This window comes from Micromonospora sp. NPDC002296 (genome assembly GCF_040296145.1).
Taxonomy (GTDB): Bacteria; Actinomycetota; Actinomycetes; order Mycobacteriales; family Micromonosporaceae; genus Micromonospora.
On the sequence record NZ_JBEOWQ010000019.1, the window covers coordinates 69,099 to 86,422 of the forward strand.

The 17,324-nt window shown below is 75.1% G+C and carries 19 protein-coding genes; 8 read left to right on the plus strand and 11 right to left on the minus strand.

Annotated features, from left to right (window positions below):
• Positions 1–19: 19 nt before the first annotated feature.
• A complete protein-coding gene (locus tag ABT023_RS17115; RefSeq protein WP_350886380.1) occupies positions 20–1,183 on the plus strand; it encodes a beta family protein in 1,164 nt (387 codons plus the stop codon).
• A 58-nt stretch (positions 1,184–1,241) separates the two neighbouring features.
• On the opposite strand, the gene ABT023_RS17120 is transcribed toward ABT023_RS17115, so the two are convergent.
• The gene (locus ABT023_RS17120) at positions 1,242–1,523 is read right to left on the minus strand and encodes an iron-sulfur cluster biosynthesis family protein (RefSeq protein WP_350886382.1); all 282 of its coding nucleotides are present in this window, start codon (positions 1,521–1,523) and stop codon (positions 1,242–1,244) included.
• A gap of 395 nt (positions 1,524–1,918) precedes the next feature.
• Between ABT023_RS17120 and dacB the strand changes: the two genes are divergently transcribed.
• A complete protein-coding gene (gene dacB / locus ABT023_RS17125) occupies positions 1,919–3,502 on the plus strand; it encodes a D-alanyl-D-alanine carboxypeptidase/D-alanyl-D-alanine endopeptidase (RefSeq protein ID WP_350886383.1) in 1,584 nt (527 codons plus the stop codon).
• A 101-nt stretch (positions 3,503–3,603) separates the two neighbouring features.
• Here the strand turns inward: dacB and ABT023_RS17130 are convergent, their stop codons facing one another.
• Both ABT023_RS17130 and ABT023_RS17135 read right to left on the minus strand, forming a co-directional pair.
• Complete coding sequence (locus ABT023_RS17130) at positions 3,604–3,933, minus strand: hypothetical protein (RefSeq protein WP_350886385.1); 330 nt, start codon at positions 3,931–3,933, stop codon at positions 3,604–3,606.
• 155 nt (positions 3,934–4,088) lie between these two features.
• Positions 4,089–4,682, minus strand: coding sequence for a pentapeptide repeat-containing protein (locus ABT023_RS17135; RefSeq protein WP_350886387.1), 594 nt, complete (start codon positions 4,680–4,682; stop codon positions 4,089–4,091).
• 65 nt (positions 4,683–4,747) lie between these two features.
• Here ABT023_RS17135 and ABT023_RS17140 point away from each other — a divergent pair, with 65 nt between their 5' ends.
• Together ABT023_RS17140 and ABT023_RS17145 are read left to right on the plus strand one after the other, a co-directional pair.
• A complete protein-coding gene (locus tag ABT023_RS17140) occupies positions 4,748–5,980 on the plus strand; it encodes a serine hydrolase domain-containing protein (protein WP_350886389.1) in 1,233 nt (410 codons plus the stop codon).
• 109 nt (positions 5,981–6,089) lie between these two features.
• The gene (locus ABT023_RS17145; protein ID WP_350886391.1) at positions 6,090–6,731 is read left to right on the plus strand and encodes an NAD(P)-dependent oxidoreductase; all 642 of its coding nucleotides are present in this window, start codon (positions 6,090–6,092) and stop codon (positions 6,729–6,731) included.
• 40 nt (positions 6,732–6,771) lie between these two features.
• Here ABT023_RS17145 and ABT023_RS17150 read toward each other — a convergent pair whose 3' ends face one another.
• The gene (locus ABT023_RS17150; RefSeq protein WP_350886473.1) at positions 6,772–7,434 is read right to left on the minus strand and encodes a DUF6642 family protein; all 663 of its coding nucleotides are present in this window, start codon (positions 7,432–7,434) and stop codon (positions 6,772–6,774) included.
• 316 nt (positions 7,435–7,750) lie between these two features.
• On the opposite strand from ABT023_RS17150, the gene ABT023_RS17155 reads away from it, so the two are divergent.
• Positions 7,751–8,539 carry a D-Ala-D-Ala carboxypeptidase family metallohydrolase gene (locus tag ABT023_RS17155; protein ID WP_350886393.1) on the plus strand — a complete coding sequence of 263 codons (789 nt, stop codon included), beginning with the start codon at positions 7,751–7,753 and terminating at the stop codon, positions 8,537–8,539.
• A gap of 116 nt (positions 8,540–8,655) precedes the next feature.
• On the opposite strand, the gene ABT023_RS17160 is transcribed toward ABT023_RS17155, so the two are convergent.
• Together ABT023_RS17160 and ABT023_RS17165 are read right to left on the minus strand one after the other, a co-directional pair.
• Positions 8,656–9,387, minus strand: a complete 732-nt coding sequence (locus ABT023_RS17160; protein WP_502890698.1) for a response regulator transcription factor — start codon at positions 9,385–9,387, stop codon at positions 8,656–8,658.
• Positions 9,366–10,694, minus strand: a complete 1,329-nt coding sequence (locus ABT023_RS17165; RefSeq protein ID WP_350886397.1) for a sensor histidine kinase — start codon at positions 10,692–10,694, stop codon at positions 9,366–9,368. Before ABT023_RS17165 ends, ABT023_RS17160 begins: the two co-directional genes overlap by 22 nt.
• A 130-nt stretch (positions 10,695–10,824) precedes the next feature.
• Here ABT023_RS17165 and ABT023_RS17170 point away from each other — a divergent pair, with 130 nt between their 5' ends.
• Genes ABT023_RS17170 through ABT023_RS17180 form a run of 3 tightly spaced genes read left to right on the plus strand, consistent with a single transcriptional unit; the run spans position 10,825 to position 13,234 of the window.
• Complete coding sequence (locus ABT023_RS17170) at positions 10,825–11,742, plus strand: ABC transporter ATP-binding protein (protein WP_350886399.1); 918 nt, start codon at positions 10,825–10,827, stop codon at positions 11,740–11,742.
• Positions 11,739–12,533: an ABC transporter permease gene (locus ABT023_RS17175; RefSeq protein ID WP_350886401.1), complete on the plus strand. Its 795-nt coding sequence runs from the start codon at positions 11,739–11,741 to the stop codon at positions 12,531–12,533. The genes ABT023_RS17170 and ABT023_RS17175 overlap by 4 nt, the downstream gene beginning before the upstream one ends.
• Before the next feature lie 2 nt (positions 12,534–12,535).
• Entirely contained in the window at positions 12,536–13,234 is a 699-nt protein-coding gene (locus ABT023_RS17180) for a YqeB family protein (RefSeq protein WP_350886402.1), read from the plus strand.
• Between the two features lie 2 nt (positions 13,235–13,236).
• On the opposite strand, the gene ABT023_RS17185 is transcribed toward ABT023_RS17180, so the two are convergent.
• Genes ABT023_RS17185 through ABT023_RS17205 form a run of 5 tightly spaced genes read right to left on the minus strand, consistent with a single transcriptional unit; the run spans position 13,237 to position 17,291 of the window.
• On the minus strand, positions 13,237–13,932 hold the full coding sequence (locus ABT023_RS17185; protein WP_350886404.1) for a 4Fe-4S single cluster domain-containing protein: 696 nt from the start codon (positions 13,930–13,932) through the stop codon (positions 13,237–13,239).
• Positions 13,910–14,971, minus strand: a complete 1,062-nt coding sequence (locus ABT023_RS17190) for a helix-hairpin-helix domain-containing protein (RefSeq protein WP_350886406.1) — start codon at positions 14,969–14,971, stop codon at positions 13,910–13,912. The genes ABT023_RS17185 and ABT023_RS17190 overlap by 23 nt, the downstream gene beginning before the upstream one ends.
• The gene (locus ABT023_RS17195; protein ID WP_350886408.1) at positions 14,955–15,167 is read right to left on the minus strand and encodes a DUF2997 domain-containing protein; all 213 of its coding nucleotides are present in this window, start codon (positions 15,165–15,167) and stop codon (positions 14,955–14,957) included. The genes ABT023_RS17190 and ABT023_RS17195 overlap by 17 nt, the downstream gene beginning before the upstream one ends.
• Positions 15,164–15,619 carry a hypothetical protein gene (locus ABT023_RS17200; protein WP_350886410.1) on the minus strand — a complete coding sequence of 152 codons (456 nt, stop codon included), beginning with the start codon at positions 15,617–15,619 and terminating at the stop codon, positions 15,164–15,166. Before ABT023_RS17200 ends, ABT023_RS17195 begins: the two co-directional genes overlap by 4 nt.
• A 46-nt stretch (positions 15,620–15,665) precedes the next feature.
• Positions 15,666–17,291 (minus strand): Ycf46 family AAA ATPase, encoded by a 1,626-nt coding sequence (locus tag ABT023_RS17205; RefSeq protein WP_350886412.1) that lies wholly within the window; start codon positions 17,289–17,291, stop codon positions 15,666–15,668.
• Between the last annotated feature and the right edge of the window lie 33 nt (positions 17,292–17,324).

Consider the following 17,324-nt stretch of genomic DNA (forward strand, 5'->3'; position numbering starts at 1 on the left):
TGTGTCGCTACATTGAACTATGGTGCCCGCGCACTGGGGTCGGGCGGCGGAGCCGGTCTACCGCCCCGTCCTCACCGGTCGACGGAGCACGCTGGAGGCGCTCCGACACCTCGACGGCGCCGCAGCCGCCCTGCTCGCCCCGGTTCTCGACGTGTCCACCATGGACTCTTCCCTTCCGGACAGCCTCTCCCGGCTGCCGCCGGGGCTGCTGCCGGCGGTCGACGTGACCGCGCTGCCCGACGGGGTGGGCGGCGGTCTGGTCCGCTGGGGCGTACCGCTGGTCCCGGTGGCGGGGCTCACGGAGAGCGACGCACGGCTGACGGCGCACGGCCTGACGGCCCGGGAGTACGCCGGCCGGCTGGTGGTGCGGCTGCGGGCCGGCCTCGACCGGTCGGGCCCGGACGCGACGACGGCCGCCGTGGAGCGGATCTGGCGGCTCACCCGGCTGGCCCCGGAACAGTGCGAACTCCTCGTGGACGCCGGGGACGTCTGCTGCCCGGCCGACGTCCGGTCGGCGGAGCCTCGGGTCCGCCGGCTGGTGGACTGGGCGCGGCGGCACGCCTGGCAGGCGGTGACCGTGGCGGCCGGCGGGGTGCCGCCGACACTGTCCCGGCTCCCCACCGACGAGCCGGTACGCCTGGACCGCTGGGACTGGCTGCTCTGGCGGCGGCTGGCCGACCTCGGCGTCGGGTACGGCGACTACGGGGTCGACTGCGCGGTGCCCGGGGCGGACGCCGCGGGGGACCGGCTGCCCACCGTCCGCTACGCGACCGACGGGGCGTGGTGGGTGTACCGCTGGTCGCGGCGCGGCGGCCGGGGCGACGAGCGGGTGGCGGACCTGTGCCGGACGCTGGTGTCGGCGCCGCACTGGCCGGCGGGCGGGGCGGGTTTCTCCTGGGGCGACCACGAGATCCTGCGCCGGGCCCGGGGCACGGCCGGGGCCGGGTCGACGACGAACTGGGCGGCCTGGAGCACCTCGCACCACCTGGCACGGGTGCTGTTCGACCTGGGCCGACCGGACGGGGTACGGCCGGCGGACGACCGGCGACCCGGGACGCGGCCCGGCGGGGAGGACCGCGCGTGGTCGGGTGGCGAGCGCCGGACCGGCGGGTGGCGCGGCGGCCCGGAGCGTGGGCGCCCCGGCCGACCGCAGCGGGGCGGCGAGGCCGGATGGGCCGACTGAGTCGCGGCGGCCCCTCCTCGCGGCCGGCGGCGCCTCCTCGCGGGTGAAGCCGTAGCGACTACTCCTTGTCGGTGAAGCCGAACTGGACGATCCCCTCGTCGTCGACGCTGGCGTCGACCGAGGTGTCGCTGAGCAGCTCGGCAGCATCGGAGTCGAGGAAGATCCGGGCCCCCTCGGTGTCCACCACCTGGTCGCCCTGCGCCGGCTGGGGCACCAGCTCGATGGTGAGCGAGCCGGCGTCGGCGTCGGCGGCGATGCGCAGGCCGCCGTCCTGGGCGACGTCCTCCTGAGCGGCGAGGTCGCGGATCACGAGCACGGCGTTGTCGGTCATGGTCAGCATGGTCGGCTCCTCGTGGGTTCTTCCGGATCGCGGTCGGCGCAGGCCGGGGCTCAGCCCGCGGACGAGCACGCGGGGGAGCTGGGCGACGAAAGGCCCGTCGCCATACGAAACGGGGCAGGTCGCATGCCCCTCGCTGCCTACGTTGCCTCCTGACGGGGCATCCGTCAAATAGACCACGCTCGACCGAACAGTCGCAGCAAAACCGCCTACCAGCTGCCCCGATACTCCCTACGCTGGGCCCATGGACGGCGCGAGGCGGCATGTGGCCGAGTTCCTCGGCATCCCACCGCCGGTCTCCCAGGGCGGCACGGCGCGAACCCCTGACCTCCCCGGTCTGGCAATAACCTTCACCCGATGGGCTTTCCCGGCAGAAAGCTGCATGGCAGCATCAGCGCATGCATCGTCGTCTCTTCCCCCGGGCGCTCGCGCTGGCGGCGCTGGTCGCCGTCGCGGCCACGGCCGGCGCCCCCACCGCCACCGCCGAGGCGCCCACCCCCGCGCGGACGCGGCTCACCGCGACCATCGACGCGATCCTGGCCGACTCCCGGCTCGCCGGCGCGCAGGCCGGGGTGGTCGTGGTGGACACGGCGACGGGCGAGACCCTCTACGACCGCAACGGTGACCGCCGGCTGGTCCCGGCCTCCAACACCAAGCTGTTGACCTCGACGGCGGCGCTGGCGCTGCTCGGCCCGGGCCACCGGTTCAGCACCACGGTGAGCGCGGACGGACGGCGGCGGGCCGGGCTGGTCTCCGGGAATCTCTACCTACGCGGCGGCGGCGATCCCACCATGCTCGCCGCCGACTACGACAAGCTGGCCACCCAGGTCGCCGCGGCCGGCATCCGGGTGGTGACCGGGGACCTGGTCGCCGACGACACCCGCTACGACGACACCCGGCTCGGCTCGGACTGGACCTGGGACGACGAGCCCTACTACTACGCCGCGCAGGTCTCGGCGCTGACCGTCGCCCCGGACACGGACTACGACGCGGGCACCGCGATCGTGCACGCCGCCCCGGCCACCACTGCCGGGGGGAGACCGGTGGTCACCATGACCCCGCCGAACGGGTACCTGCGGATCGACAACCGCGCCGAGACCGTGTCCACCGGGGAGACCACCCTCTCCTTCGAGCGCGCGCACGGGAGCAACACCGTCGTCGTCACCGGCCGGATCGCCGTGGGCGCGGACCCGGCCAGCGAGTGGGTGACCGTCTGGGAGCCGACCGGGTACGCCGCCGACGTGTTCCGCGCCGCCCTGCGCCGGCACGGCGTCCGGGTGCTCGGCCGGACGGTGCCCGGGCGGGCCACCCCGGCCGACGCCACCCCGATCGCCAGGCACGACTCGATGGCCCTGGCCGAACTGATGGTGCCGTTCCTCAAGCTGTCCAACAACGGTCACGCCGAGGTGCTGACCAAGGAGATCGGCCGCGTCCTCACCGGCTCCGGGACCTGGCCGGCCGGGCTCACCGCGATCAGCGAGTACGTCGCCGACACCGGGACGGACACCGGGACGCTGCGCCAGCGGGACGGCTCCGGGCTGTCCCGGCGGAACATGATCCCGCCGGCCCAGTTCGCCGCCCTGCTCGCCACGGTCCGCACCGAGCCATGGTTCGACGCCTGGTACGCCGCGCTGCCGGTCGCCGGCAACGCCGACCGTCTCGTGGGCGGCACCCTGCGCAGCCGGATGCGCGGCACCGCTGCGGCGGACAACGTGCACGCCAAGACCGGCAGCCTGACCGGCGCGTCCGGCCTCTCCGGCTACGTCACCGACGCCGACGGGCATCTGCTGGCCTTCTCCGTCGTGCTCAACAACTACCTCGCCTCGTCGGTCAAGGGGCTGGAGGACCAGATCGCGATCGTGCTGGCGTCGTACACCGACAGGGACCCGGGGGCGGCGCGCTCGGTGCCGCCTGCTGCGCCCGACACGCCGCGGGCCCCCGAGGGCCGGGAGTGCTCCTGGGTGAAGCCGATCGCCTGCTGACCGACCCGGGCCCCTTCCGGGTGCGGAGGAAGGGGCCCGGGTCGCAGGCCACGGGCCGTGGCGGCGGGCCAGCCGGGACGGGAGGCGGGCCCGCCGCGTCCTCAGGCGCCGGGGCGGTCGGGCGGGCGGACCGTCACGGTGGGGTCGCCCCGCTCGATCAGCGCGTCGATCTCGGCGGACCGCAGGCCGCGCAGCGTGAGCACCCGCCGGCCCCAGCGGTGCAGCCGGCACGGGTGCGGGCTCGCGTCGTTGCGGCAGACCGTCCCGCCCGACCACCGCCGGGGCGCGTGCACCACCACCGCCCGCACCGCGAACTGGGCGTCCTCCCCCGTGATGTACGGCGGCAGCGGGATATCCCGGAGCGTCTCCCCCGAGTCCTCGACGCCGAGGGGAGCCGCGGGACGGACGGTACGGGTGGCGGTGCTGCTCATCGGTGAAGCCTCCACAGGGGACGGACGGACCGGGACAGCAGAAAACGTACGGCCGCTCCGCGGCGGCGCGACGGACAAACTGTCCCCTCCGGGGCGTATCCACCCCGGCCGGCCCGGCTGCCGGGGACGCCGGGGCGGCTCGGAACCGGCCCGGGTCAGCCGAGCCGGAAGCCGAGCGCCCGGGCCAGCACCAGCGCCTGATCGGCGTCGATCAGCGCGTCGGCCCGCTCCACCGCGGTCGGGTCGAGCGCGGACAGGTCGCTGCCACGCAGGTCGGCGCGGGAGAGACGGGAGCCGTGCAGCTGGGCCCCGGACAGGTCGACGCCGGTGACCGTGGCCCCGGTCAGGTCGGCGCCGGTCAGGTCCACCTCGCGCATCCGCACGTCGGTCAGGCGCGCCCCGCGAAGGTCGGCCCCCGGCAGGGCCACGAACGACCAGTCCCCGCCGTCGATCCGCAGCGGACGCAGGTCGCACTCCGCGAAGCTGCTGCCGACCAGCTTGCAGCCGGTGAACTCGGCGTCGAAGAGGTTGCACCGTTTGAAGACGCAGCGGGTGAAGGCCGAGTCGGTGTGCCGGGAGGCGTTGAACGCCACGTTGCCGAAGGTGCAACCGGTGAAGACGGCACCCCGGCTGACCGCCTCGGTCAGGTCCACGTGGAAGAACTCGCAGCGCACGAAGTGCCGGTCGACCAGCTCCTCGCCGTACCAGTCGTCGTGGCGGAAGGTGACGTCCTCGGTCGGCTCCAGCACCTGGTCAGCCTACTGGGCAAGCCGGCGTCTTCCGCACCGCCCGTACCGGCTAGTAGGTTCGGCGGGTGAGTGTGGCGCGCAGCACCGACCCCGACCGGCTCGGCTTCGATCCCGCCCGGCTGGCGCGGATCGACGAACACTTCGGCAGGTACGTCGACGAGGGGCGGCTCGCCGGCTGGCAGATCGTCGTCACCCGCCGGGGCGAGATCGCCCACTCCTCGACCTACGGCCTGCGGGACCGGGAGGCAGGCGCCCCGGTCGAGCCGGACACCCTCTGGCGCATCTACTCGATGACCAAGCCGATCACCTCAGTCGCGGCGATGATGCTGTGGGAGGAGGGCCGGTTCGAGCTGACCGACCCGATCAGCCGCTGGCTGCCGGAGTTCGCCGACGCCCGGGTCTACCACAAGGGCCCGGTGACCAGCCCGCACACGGTGCCGACGGTAGAGCCGATCCGGATCTGGCACCTGCTCACCCACACCGCCGGGCTGACGTACGGCTTCGCCCAGGTCTCGGTGGTCGACGGCCTGTACCGGGCCGCCGGCTTCGATCTCAGCGTGCCCGCCGGGGCCGACCTGACCGCCGCCACGCGGACACTGGCCCGGCTGCCGCTGCTCTTCCAGCCGGGCAGCAGCTGGAACTACGGGGTCTCCACCGACGTGCTCGGCCGGCTCGTCGAGGTCGTCTCCGGCCGGCGGCTGGACCAGTTCCTCGCCGACCGGATCCTGCGACCGCTGGGCATGACCGACACCCGCTGGTGGGTCGACGAGCCGGACGCCAAGCGGCTGGCCGCCCTGTACGCCCCGAACCCGGCGACCGGCCAGGTGTTCCGGGCCGACTCGATCGGCCGGGCCGCGCTGACCGAACCGTCTTGGCTGTCCGGCGGCGGCGGGCTGGTCTCGACGGCCGCCGACTACCACCGCTTCACCCAGATGCTGCTGCGCGGCGGCGAGTTGGACGGCGTGCGCCTGCTCGGGCCCCGGACGGTGCGCTTCATGACCCGCAACCACCTGCCCGGCGGTCAGGACCTGGCCTCGTTCTCCCCGTCCGGGTTCGCCGAGACGGTGCTGGAGGGCGTCGGGTTCGGCCTCGGCTTCGCCGTGGTGCAGGACCCGGTCCCGGCCCGGGTGCCGAGCAGCGTCGGCGAGTACTACTGGGGCGGGATGGCCAGCACCGCGTTCTGGGTGGACCCGGCGGAGGAGGTCACCGCGCTGCTGTTCACCCAGCTCCTGCCGTCGAGCACCTACCCGCTGCGCACGCAGCTGCGTCAGCTCGTCTACTCCGCCCTCGTCGACTGAGCCCGGTCGGGATCGCCGGAACGGCACCGCCGGGGGCGCTCGGCTCCCTAGCCTGGGGACGGGCGACGACAGCCGCGCGGACGGGTGCGGCGCGGGAGGCGGTCAGGCGATGAGCGACATCGTGGTGTTCGGGGCCGGCGGCACGGCGGGTTCGCGGATCACCGCCGAGGCGGTGGACCGGGGCCACCGGGTGACCGCGGCGGTGCGCCGGCCGGAGGCGGTCAGCTACCTGCCGGCCGGGGTCGACCTGGTCACCGGCGACGTCACCTCGGCGCGCAGCGTACGGGAGCTGGCCCCGGGCGCGGACGCGATCGTGGTGGCGGTCGGCGGCGGGGAGCGGGCGCTGTGGCGGGACGCGGCGGAGAACCTGATCACGGTGCTGCGGGACCTGCCGAACCCACCCCGGGTGATCCACGTCGGCGGCGGGGCGACCCTGCTCAACCCGAGGGGCGTGCCGTTCCTCGAGGAGCCGGACTTCCCCGAGGAGTACCGGGACTCCGCGCTGGGCCAGGCCGACGCCCTCGCCTGGTACCGGTCCTCGGCCGAAGGGGTGACCTGGACGTACGTCTCCCCACCGCCGCTGGAGTTCCACCCCGGCGAGCGAACGGGCCACTACCGGACCGGCACGGACGAGCCGGTCACCGACGAGCGGGGCCGCGCGGTGCTGAGCTACGAGGACCTGGCCGTCGCCGTCGTGGACGAGATCGAGCATCCGCGCTTCGAGAACATGCGCTTCACCGCCGGATACTGAGCCGCCGGGACCTGGGCCGCCGGGACCGGGCCGTGTGCCGTCAGTCGTTTCTGCCGGTGCCCGCCGAGCGGGGCCGGGCTGCGGTCCGTCCCGTGGGCTGGGCCGGCACCCGGGGTCGCACGGTCGGCCGCCACGCCCGGCCGTTGGCGTAGATCACCCGGAAGCCCAGGTACGCCGCCAGGGGGGCCCAGTGCGCGGAGCCCATCCGCAGCTCGGCAGCGTTGTGCCGGTGCCCGTTGGCGAGCACGTCGAGCAGCACGGTCTCGAACGCGGCGGATTCCACCCAGTCGACCTCGCGGGTGAAGCCGCAGATCAACGCGGCGCCGGTGACGTCGAGGAAGTCGCGCAGCACGGCGTCGGACGCCCGCAGCACCGAGCAGCTGCCGAAGTAGAGCCGCCGGCCGGCGCACCGGCCGGCCATCCGCTCGGCCACGTCGGCGAGGTCGACGGAATCCCAGTCGGTGAGGCAGAGCCGGCTCGGCTCGCCGTGCATGGCGAAGAAGCCCACCCGGTAGTCGGCGTACTGCTTGAGCAGCCAGCGGTCGAGGAAGTAGAAGAGCTCGTCCCGGGTGGCCGCGTCCTTGTGGATGAACCGGATCTTGCCGAGCCGTTCGAGCAGTTCCAGGGTCGGCAGGACCGATCCGCGCTCGTTGAGGTCGCGATGCCACTGCCCCTCGACACAGAAGACGCCACCACGTGCCACAGCCACCTCCCCAGCCTCCGGTGACGTTACCGCCGGTCGCTCGCGCCCCGACGGTCACCCTCCGTCGGGGCCCGAATCACGTTTCCGTCACGCCACGCCCCGCGTACCGTTTCGACCACTCCGTGCATCGGCGGCCCGCAATGGGTTATCCCCATTCCGGTCTCCCTTTCCGGCAGATCCCCAACGACGGGAGAAGCGAGAACAATTTCGGTTATTCGCCTCCGGAAGGACGCCACGATGCGAGGGTGGAACGGACGGGACATCCCGGTCGACGGGCCCGGCTCACCCCATTCACTCTCCTTACGGGAGGACTTCCGTGCGTGCCGAAACCTTGAAGCGGGCCGCGGTCGCGTTCGCCCTGGCGTTGCCGGGCGTCGCGGTCGCCACGGTGGTGGCCGCCCCGGCCGCCCACGCCGACGGCTGCTACACCTGGAAGCGCAACCTGTACCAGGGGCGCTCCGGTGACGACGTCCGCCAACTCCAGATCCGGGTCGCCGGGTGGGCCGGCACCCGGGACATCGTGGAGAACGACGGCCGGTACGGCCCGAAGACCGCCGCCGCGGTCAAGCGCTTCCAGTCGGCGTACGGGCTGAAGGCCGACGGGGTCGCCGGGCCGCAGACGTACACCAAGCTGTACGCGCTCCAGGACAACGACTGCACCCCGCGTCACTTCAGCTACAAGGAGTTGGACGACGGCTGTGGCCGGGGCGGCTGGAGCGGGGGCCCGCTGTCGGCGACGAAGACGAAGGCCAACGCGCTGCGCACCATGTGGAAGCTGGAGGCGCTGCGGCGCGACCTCGGGGACAAGCCGCTGCTCGTCACCAGCGGCTTCCGTAGCGAGGAGTGCAACCAGCAGGTCGGCGGGGCATCGGACAGCCAGCATCTCTACGGCACCGCCGCCGACCTCGTCCCCCGCGACTCGTCGTTGTGCGACGCCGCCCGCGCGGCCCGCGACCACGGCTTCAGCGGCATCTACGGCCCCGGGTACCCGGACCACGGCGACCACGTCCACGTGGACTCCCGCCGGGAGAACAACAGCGACCAGACGTCGAACACGACCGTCTGGTCCGCGCCGAACTGCGGGATCGGCACCAGCGGCGACTGACCGGGGGCCGCCAGGCGGGATCCGCCGGCCCGACCGCGAGGACTGCCCCGCGGTGCTCTGACGACAGCCCCGCGCCACATCACAAAAACCAAGCTCGGGCAGCGGCTGCGGCCGGATCAGGCGAGGCCGGCGTCGTGGACCAGGATGGCGACCTGAACGCGGTTGTTCAGGTCGAGCTTGGTGAGCAGGCGCGAGACGTACGCCTTGACCGTCGCCACGCTCATGAACAGCTCGACGGAGATCTCGGCGTTGGTCCGGCCCTGACCGAGGGCGACCGCGACCTCCCGTTCCCGCTCGCTGAGCCCGGCCAGCAACCGCAGCGCCCGTTCGCGACGGGGGTCGACGCCGGCCGGCCCGGACGCGGTGACGTGCCGGATCAGTTGCCGGGTGACCGTAGGCGACAGGGTGGCCTCCCCGGCGGCGACCCGGCGCACCGCCCGGACGATCTCGGCGGGCGGGGTGTCCTTGAGCAGGAAGCCGGCCGCCCCGGCGCGCAGCGCCCGCAGCACCTGGTCGTCGGCGTCGAAGGTGGTCAGGACGAGGACCTCGGGCGGGCGGGGCTGGGCACGCAGCGCCTCGGTGGCGGCGAGCCCGTCCACCCGGGGCATCCGGATGTCCATCAGCACCACATCGGGCGCGCAGGCGGCGACGGCGGCCGACACCTGGTCGCCGTCGGCGGCCTCGCCGACCACCCGCAGGTCGGGCACGCCGCCGAGGATCATCGACAGGCCGGCCCGGACCAGGGCGTCGTCGTCGACGATCAGCACCCGCACGGGCTCCCCCGGGTCGCCCTGTCCGGGGCCGCCGTCGTCGTGTTCCCGCCCGGTCATGCCGGCCAGGGTAGCCAGGCGGTCAGCCGGAAGTCGCCGGACCCGTCCCGCCCGTGCTCCAGGCGCCCGCCGGCAAGGCTGACCCGCTCGGCGACGCCGACCAGGCCGGTGCCGGCGCCGGGGATGGCGGACGACGACCCGGATCCCACCGGCCAGCGGTTGCGGACGTCGACGGTCAGCCCCTCGCCGGGTGCACCGGAGAGCTGGACGGTGACGGCCGCGCCCGGCGCGTGCTTGCGGGCGTTGGTCAGCCCCTCCTGGACGATCCGGTACGCGCCGCGCCCGAGTGCCGCGGGCGCGGACCCGGCCGCCTCGACGGTGTCGACCACCTCCACCCGCATGCCGGCGGCCCGGGACTCCGCGACCAGCCCGGGTACGTCGGCCAGGGTGGGCTGTGGCCGCTCCACCGCAGCCGGCTGCGGCGGCGACGCCGATCGGGCCGCCGGGGCGGGGGCGGGGCCGGGGCGGGCCGACCCAGCCGACGCCGGGCCGGGTGGGGGCGGGTCGTCGGCGCGGAGGACGCCGATGACCTCGCGCAGGTCCTGGAGGGCGGCGTGGGCGCTCTCCCGGATCACGCCGGCCGCCCGGGCGACCTCCTGCGGCGGCGCGTCCGGCCGGAACTCCAGCGCGCCGGCGTGCAGGCTGAGCAGCGAGATCCGGTGCGCCAGCACGTCGTGCATCTCCCGGGCGATCCGGGTGCGCTCCAACTGCCGGGCCTGCGCCACCCGGAGCTGCTGCTCCGCCTCGGCCCGCTCGGCCCGGTCGCGCAGGGACAGGATGAGCTGCCGCCGGGCCCGGACGAACATCCCCCAGGCGAGCACCGAGCCGGTGAAGACGGCCGCCCAGGCCAGCTCGCCCCGGAATCCGATCGCCGGGTCGGGGCGGAGCAACGCATAGCTGACGCTGGTCAGCGCGCTGCCGCAGAACACCAGCGCGGCCTGCGACAGCGGCCGGTGCACCACGACCGTGAACATGATGACCACGAGGGCCACCGCGGCGGTCGCCGAGAACAGCCCGAGCGGCAGGGTGGCCACCGCCAGGCCGAGGGGCCAGCGGCGGCGGAGCCACAGCGCCGCGCAGGCCAGCAGCCCGAGCACCGTGTCGAGGCCCTGCAACCACTCGTACGGCAGCCGCCCGGCCACCTCCGGAACGGGCTGGCCGGCGTCCCAGGCGGCGACGACGGCCCAGCCGAGGGCGAACAGGAAGAGGTGGGCGTCCACCAGCCAGTCGCGGGTGGTCCGTCGGGGTCGCGCCCCGGGCGACGCCCCGTTGGCGAGGGCACCCGGCAGCAGCCAGGGATGATCCGGTACGACGGCGCTGGTCACCACCCCATGCTAGGAAGGCCGCAGCCACGCCGACAGCTACCAAAGTCGACGCCGGCCGTGGCCGGAGGTCGATGTGGTTCTCGACCGGTGACCGCAGCGCCCGGCCGGGTGGCGCGGGCAGGCTCGACCCATGATCGAAGTTGAGCACCTGACCAAGCGGTACGGCGGTCGCGCCGCCGTCGACGACGTCAGCTTCACCTGCGCGCCGGGCAGCGTCACCGGCTTTCTCGGCCCGAACGGGGCCGGCAAGTCCACCACGATGCGGATGATTTGCGGGCTGGCCCCGCCGAGCGCGGGCACCGCCACCGTCTGCGGCGTGCCGTACCGGCGGCTGGCGAACCCGGGCCGGGAGGTCGGCGTGCTGCTGGACGCCTCGGCGCAGCATGCCGGGCGGACCGGGCGGGAGGTGCTGACGCTGGCCGCCGCCACGATGGGGGTGCCCCGGCGGGAGGTCGACGTGAAGCTCGACCAGGTCGGGCTGGGCGCGACCGCCGCGCGGCGGCGAGTCGGGGCGTACTCGTTGGGGATGCGGCAGCGGCTCGGCCTGGCGCACGCGCTGCTGGGCGACCCCCGGGTGCTGATCCTGGACGAGCCGGCGAACGGCCTGGACCCGGAGGGCATCTTCTGGATGCGCGGCCTGCTGCGCGACTTCGCCGATCGGGGCGGCACCGTGCTGCTCTCCTCCCACCTGCTGAGGGAGGTGGAGGCGGTGGCCGACCAGTTGGTGGTGATCGGGGGTGGTCGGGTGGTCGCCTCCGGCGGCACGGACGAACTGCTGGCCGACGCCGGCACCCTGGTCCGGGCCCGCGACGGGGAGGCCCTACGGCGGGCGCTGGCTGAGGCGGGGCTCGCCGCGACGGTAGCCACCGGTCCGGCCGCGTCGCCCGGCGGCGGCCTGCTGGTCCAGGCCGAGCCCGGCGTGGTCGGGCAGGCGGCGGCGGACGCGGGGGTCGCCCTCACCGAGCTGCGCCCGGCCGGCGGCGGTGGCCTGGAACAGCTCTTCCTCACCCTCACCGGCGGCACGTCGACGAAGGAGACCACCGCATGACCGCGAGCACCGCGCCCACCACACCCGCCGTCGCCCCGCCGGCTCACCGGGGGGTACGCGGACCGTCGCTGTCCCGGCTGACCGCCGTGGAGCTGCGCAAGCTCGTCGACACCCGGGCCGGCCGGTGGCTGCTGGCCAGCATCGGCCTGGTCTCCGTCGCGATCGTCGTGGTGCAGCTGTGGGTGCTGGCCGACGACGAACAGACGTTCACCGCGTTCTTCGTCCCGCAGCTGCTCCCCGCCGGCCTGCTCCTGCCGGTGCTGGGCATCCTGTCGATCACCGGGGAGTGGTCCCAGCGCACAGCGCTGACCACGTACGCGTTGGTGCCCCGCCGGGAGCGGGTGATCGTCGCGAAGCTCGCCGCGGTGGTGCTGGCCGCGCTGGCGTCGGTGCTGGTCACCCTGGCCGTCGCCGCGCTCGGCACGCTGGTCGCGAAGGCGACCGGCGGGTCGGGCGACTGGTCGTTCGAGGCCGCCCGGCTGTTGCACGCGGTGGTCCTGCAGGTGCTGGGGGTGCTGATGGGTGCGGCGTTCGGCCTGCTGCTGCTGAACACCCCGCTGGCGGTGGTCACCTACCTGCTGCTGCCGACGGTCTGGGCGGTGCTCGCCGGCATGGTCACGGCGCTGCGGGAGCCGGCCCGCTGGCTGGACACCACCGCCACCACGGAGCCGCTCTTCGGGCCGGAGGTGACGGCCGGCCAGTGGGGGCGGATGGCCGTGTCGGTGCTGGCCTGGACGGTGCTGCCGCTGGCTGCCGGGCTGGTCCGCACGCTGCGCCGGGAGGTGTCCTGACCGTGGGGGCCGAAGACGCGCCGACGCGGGTCGACGGCGGGACGGGCGAGCTGGCGGTCATGTGGGGCGGCTTCCCGCTGGTCGGGGCCGGCACCGGCTGGCTGCTCACCGTCGTCGCCGGCTCGGTCGCCGGGCTGCCGTGGGTGCCCGCGCAGGGCTGGTTCGAGCTGCTGGCCGGGCTGCCCGAGCCCTGGGCCACGGCCGGGGCGGTGGCGCTCGGCGCGCTGGCCGGGATCGTCGTGGCCGGGATCGGCACCCGGGAACGGCTGCGGGTCGAGGTGGACCCGGACCGGGTCCGGCTGCGCCGCGACGGGCGGGACCGGGAGGTTTCCCGCCGAGCCGTGCGGGTGGTGTTCGTCGACCGGCGGGACCTGGTGCTGTTGGGCGACGGGGAGGAGGAGCTGGCCCGGGAGCCCGGCGACGTGAGCGCCGGGCGGCTGGCCGCCGCGTTCCGGGCGCACGGCTGGCCGTGGGCGGACGCGGACCCGCACCGGGACGCGTACCGGCGGTGGGTGGACGGGCTGCCGGGGCTGCCAACGGGGGCGGACGCCCTGCTGCGGGCGCGGCAGCAGGCGGTGGACCGGGGCCGGCGCGGGGACGCCGACGACCTGCGGCGGGAGTTGGCCCGGCTCGGGGTGGTGGTGCGGGACGAGGAGAAGCGGCAGTACTGGCGGCTGACCCGCCGGGCGGCCCCGGGGTGAGGCTACCGGCGCTCGACCCCGGCCGACCGGCGCTGGGGGCGGCCCACCGAGTCCAGCAGCTCGTCCAGCGCGTCGACCTCGGCCCAGCCGTTGACCGAGACCCGGCCGGCGGCGTCGACGGTCACCTCGACCCGGTCCGGCGTGCGGGGCAGCTCGTCGAGCAGCCCCGGGAAGCGGTCGTTGAGCAGCGCGAACTCCTGGTTGGTGGAGCCCACCCAGGGCCGGGCGGTGTCGACCAGATCGGCCCGGAACGGCCCGGCGACCAGCAGGTCGGTCTCGGCCAGCAGGGCTGCCACGTCCTCGCGTCCGCTGTCGACGGCGCGGCGCAGGCCGTCGCGGGTGTAGCCGGTGAAGGTCATCACCGACCGGCCGGCCCGGCGCACCCCGGCGGCCACCTCGGCCAGCGCGCCGGCCTGGTCGAAGGGTTCGCCGCCGAGCAGGGTCACCCCTTCGGTGCCGGCGGCTAGGACCCGCTCGACCAACTCGGTCGGCGCGACGAGTTCCCCGCCCCGGAAGGTCCAGAGCTGGGGGTTGAAGCAGCCCGGGCAGCGGATCGCGCAGCCCTGCACCCACAGCGCGGTCCGCTCGCCGGGCCCCTCGGCCCGGGTCGAGGCGAGGAACCGGGCCAGCGCCACCAGTTCCGGCCCGGTGGCGGAGCGCCGCACGGGGCCGGTCTCAGAAATCGAGTACGCGTCCACCGGACGTCCCCGGGTGGGCGGGCGGACCGGCGGGCGGCACGCAGACCAGCAGGTCGCGCAGGCGGGCGTACTCGTGCGGGGCCAGCTCGGCGGCGGCGGCGAACTCGGCGACGCTGCCGAACCCCCGGCGGGCCTCCCGGGCGGCGACCACCCGCCCGGCGCGGTCGGCGTCGAAGCCGGGCAGCGCGGCGAGCTGCCCGGCCCCGGCGGCGTTGACGTCCACTGTGGACGGCCCGGCGGCCGGCGTCCCCACCCCGGTCGACGGCGGGCTGGTGGGCGGGCCGAAGACCGGCGCGTCGAAGCTCAGCGGCGCGGCGAAGCCCAGCGGCGCGGCGGTCGGGTCGACCATGGGCAGCGGCGGGCCGGCGGTCGGGTCGCCCGGGACGGTGGTCGCGGCCGGGCCGGCGGCCCAGTACCCGTCCGGCTGACCGACGACGGGCGCGCCGGAGACGTGGCTGCCGAACCCGACGCCCACCGGCGGGCCGGGCGGCGGGGCGAGGACCCCGGGCGGGTACGCGGACCCGGGCCAGCCCGGCGCGGGCCGGGCGTACCCGGGCCGGTGGCCGGCCCTCCACTGCAACCAGAACACATTGACCACGACGGCGTGCATCACGCTGATGACCCAGGCCGCGAACCACAGGCCGAAGCACCAGGCGCCGGCGGCGCTGCCCTTCTCGGCGACGCCGAGCCCGATGAAGCCGCCCCAGCCGGCGAGCAGGTAGACGATGCCGGGGATCCACCAGTCCGAGCGCCGGGCCCGGATGCCGACGTGGAGGAAGCCGATCCCGCCGAAGCAGCTGAACCCGAGGATCGGAAACAGCACCCACAGGCTGTGCCGCAGCCGCCACCAGACCCTGGCCCCGGGCGAGCGCACCGGCGGCGCGCCGGCCCAGGTGGGCGGGCCGGGCGGCGGCAGGTACCCCTTCGGGCCGGGGGCGGGCGGGAGCGGATACCCGGGCGGGCCGGGCGGCGGCGGGTACGCCGGTGGGCCCGACGCGTGCGGCCAGCTCGGTGGCCAACCGTCAGGCGCGGTCGACATCGTGCTGCTCGTCGGCGACGACGGTGGCCACCCGGTCACGGTCGGCCGTGTACGCGCTGCGCACCGTCCGCGCGTCGAGCAGGTCCTCCAGCACGGCCACGTAGTCGAGGCAGCTCTCGCCGAGCAGGCCCTGGGTCTCGGCGCTGACCGAGCCGTCCGGGTTGACGGTGACGACGACGCGGGGCTGGCCGGTCACCGGTCCCGCTCCTGCACGGCGAAGACCAGCCGGACCGAGGCGTCCTCGGTGACCTGCTCCGACTCCAGTCGCAGCCCGGCGGCCGGGGCCTGGGCCCGCAGCCGTTGCAGCACCGCGCCCTGCACCTGCCGCCCGTACGCGGCGTCGACCGACCGGACGATCCCCACCGCCCGTGCCTCGTCGACCTCGCCGCTGAGGTGCGCGGTCCAGATGCCGTCCGGGCCGCGGCGGAAGCCGGCCCGTACCCCGGCCCAGTCGGCGGTGATCTCGTCGGTGGCGGCCGTCACCGCCGCGCCGGTGTCCCGTAGCGCGGCGGCGAGCAGCGTCTCGTCACGCATCCGGGTCTGCACCTGGCAGACCACCCGGCCGTCGCCGTCGCGGTCGGCGGTGGCGGCGTGCGCGGCGGCCACGGTGGCAACCGCCAGGGGTACGAGTATCAGCGAGATGCTCACCGGCGCTCTCCTGTCGTCGTGGTGGTGATGGGGGCGGGGACCGGCATCAGAACTCCACCGCCCGGCCCCCGTGCCCGCCGCCCGGCAGCCCCGGGCCACCCGACGGACGGGGGTCGAGGTCCCAGTCCTCGGCGGCGGTCGCGGCGACCGCCCGGTGTTCCGCCCAGCTCCGCACGGCGGTGATCCGCTCGGCCTGGGTGACGCTCAACGGAACCATGTTGACGAGTGCGCGCAACAGGTCGTCGCGGCGCAGCGGCCGACGCTCGGCGTACGCGTCGACGAGCCCGGCGACGACCGCCTGCTCGATCTCCGCGCCGGAGTATCCGTCGCTGAGCCCGGACAGCTCGGCCAGCAGTCCCGAGTCGACGGTCAGCTCCCCGGCCACGGCCGGGTGTCGCAGCCGGCGGGCGATGTGCAGGCTCCAGATCGAGGCGCGTTCGGCCCGGGTCGGCAGGTCGACGAAGAAGATCTCGTCGAAGCGTCCCTTGCGCAGCAGCTCCGGCGGCAGGGCGGCGAAGTCGTTGGCGGTGGCGATGACGAAGACCGGCCTGGTCTTCTCCTGCATCCAGGTCAGGAACGAGCCGAAGACCCGGGCGGAGGTGCCCGAGTCGCCCGGGCCGCCGGCGAAGCCCTTCTCGATCTCGTCCAGCCACAGCACGCAGGGCGCGGTCGCCTCGGCGATCCGGATCGCCTCGCGCATGTTCTGCTCGCTGGAGCCGACCAGCCCGGCGAAGACCTTGCCGATGTCCAGCCGCAGCAGCGGCAGCCCCCAGGCGGCGGCGACCGCCTTCGCGGTCAGCGACTTTCCGCAGCCGGGGACGCCGGTGATCAGGACGCCGCGTGGGGCCGGCAGCCCGTACGCGGCGGCCTCGGCGAGCCAGGCGCCGTCCCGCTTGGCCAGCCAGCGCTTGAGGTTCTCCAGGCCGCCGACGTCGGCGAGCGCCACCGGGTCGTCGAGGAAGTCCAGCAGCCCGCTGCGCCGGACGGCCTGCCGCTTCTCCTCGTGCACCAGCCGCAGGTCGCTGGCGTCGAGCACCCCGTCGTCCACCATGGCCCGGGCGAACGCGTTCTCCGCCTCGTGCAGGGTCAGCCCGAGGGCCGCCTTGGCGAACCGTTCCCGGCCCCGCTCGTCCAGGTCGATGCGGATTCGGCCGGTGGCCGTGTTGGCGACGATGATCCCGTCCAGCACCGCGCGGATCTCCGGCTCGGTGGGCAGCGGGAAGTCGACGACCGTGACGTCCTTGGCCAGCTCGACCGGGAGGTCCGGCACCGGGGACAGCAGGACCACGGTGCGCGGCACGGGGCCGCTGCGGTAGGCCACGGCCAGCTCGCGCAGCCGACGGACCACCCCCGGGTCGGCGGGCCGGCCGCCGGCGCCGAGCGCGGGGTGCAGGTCGGCGAGGACGACCAGGGCCGGCTCGTCGATCCGCCAGGCCGCGTCGAGGGCGGCGACCGGATCGGTGGTGCCCTGCCGCCGGTTGCCGTCGGGCGGCACCAGGCCCCGGGTCGCCGACCAGGTCCAGACCCCGCGTGGGGTCCGGACCAGGGCGACGTCGTGGGCGACGGCGGCGATCTCGCCGAGCACCCGCTGCTCCTCGTAGGAGCAGACCTGGAGCATCGGTACGCGGGCCTTGAGCAACTGGGACAGGGTGTCGCGGAAGGCTCCCACCATCGCAGTTCCTCCCCCCGGGGACGCGCCGAGCCG

What these genes read in the sequence shown, in the direction of transcription:
- ABT023_RS17115 (WP_350886380.1), top strand. Translation starts at nt 20, where the DNA reads ATGGTGCCCGCGCACTGGGGTCGGGCGGCGGAGCCGGTCTACCGCCCC.
- ABT023_RS17120 (WP_350886382.1), bottom strand. Translation starts at nt 1,523, where the DNA reads ATGCTGACCATGACCGACAACGCCGTGCTCGTGATCCGCGACCTCGCC.
- dacB (WP_350886383.1), top strand. Translation starts at nt 1,919, where the DNA reads ATGCATCGTCGTCTCTTCCCCCGGGCGCTCGCGCTGGCGGCGCTGGTC.
- ABT023_RS17130 (WP_350886385.1), bottom strand. Translation starts at nt 3,933, where the DNA reads ATGAGCAGCACCGCCACCCGTACCGTCCGTCCCGCGGCTCCCCTCGGC.
- ABT023_RS17145 (WP_350886391.1), top strand. Translation starts at nt 6,090, where the DNA reads ATGAGCGACATCGTGGTGTTCGGGGCCGGCGGCACGGCGGGTTCGCGG.
- ABT023_RS17170 (WP_350886399.1), top strand. Translation starts at nt 10,825, where the DNA reads ATGATCGAAGTTGAGCACCTGACCAAGCGGTACGGCGGTCGCGCCGCC.
- ABT023_RS17175 (WP_350886401.1), top strand. Translation starts at nt 11,739, where the DNA reads ATGACCGCGAGCACCGCGCCCACCACACCCGCCGTCGCCCCGCCGGCT.
- ABT023_RS17190 (WP_350886406.1), bottom strand. Translation starts at nt 14,971, where the DNA reads ATGTCGACCGCGCCTGACGGTTGGCCACCGAGCTGGCCGCACGCGTCG.
- ABT023_RS17205 (WP_350886412.1), bottom strand. Translation starts at nt 17,291, where the DNA reads ATGGTGGGAGCCTTCCGCGACACCCTGTCCCAGTTGCTCAAGGCCCGC.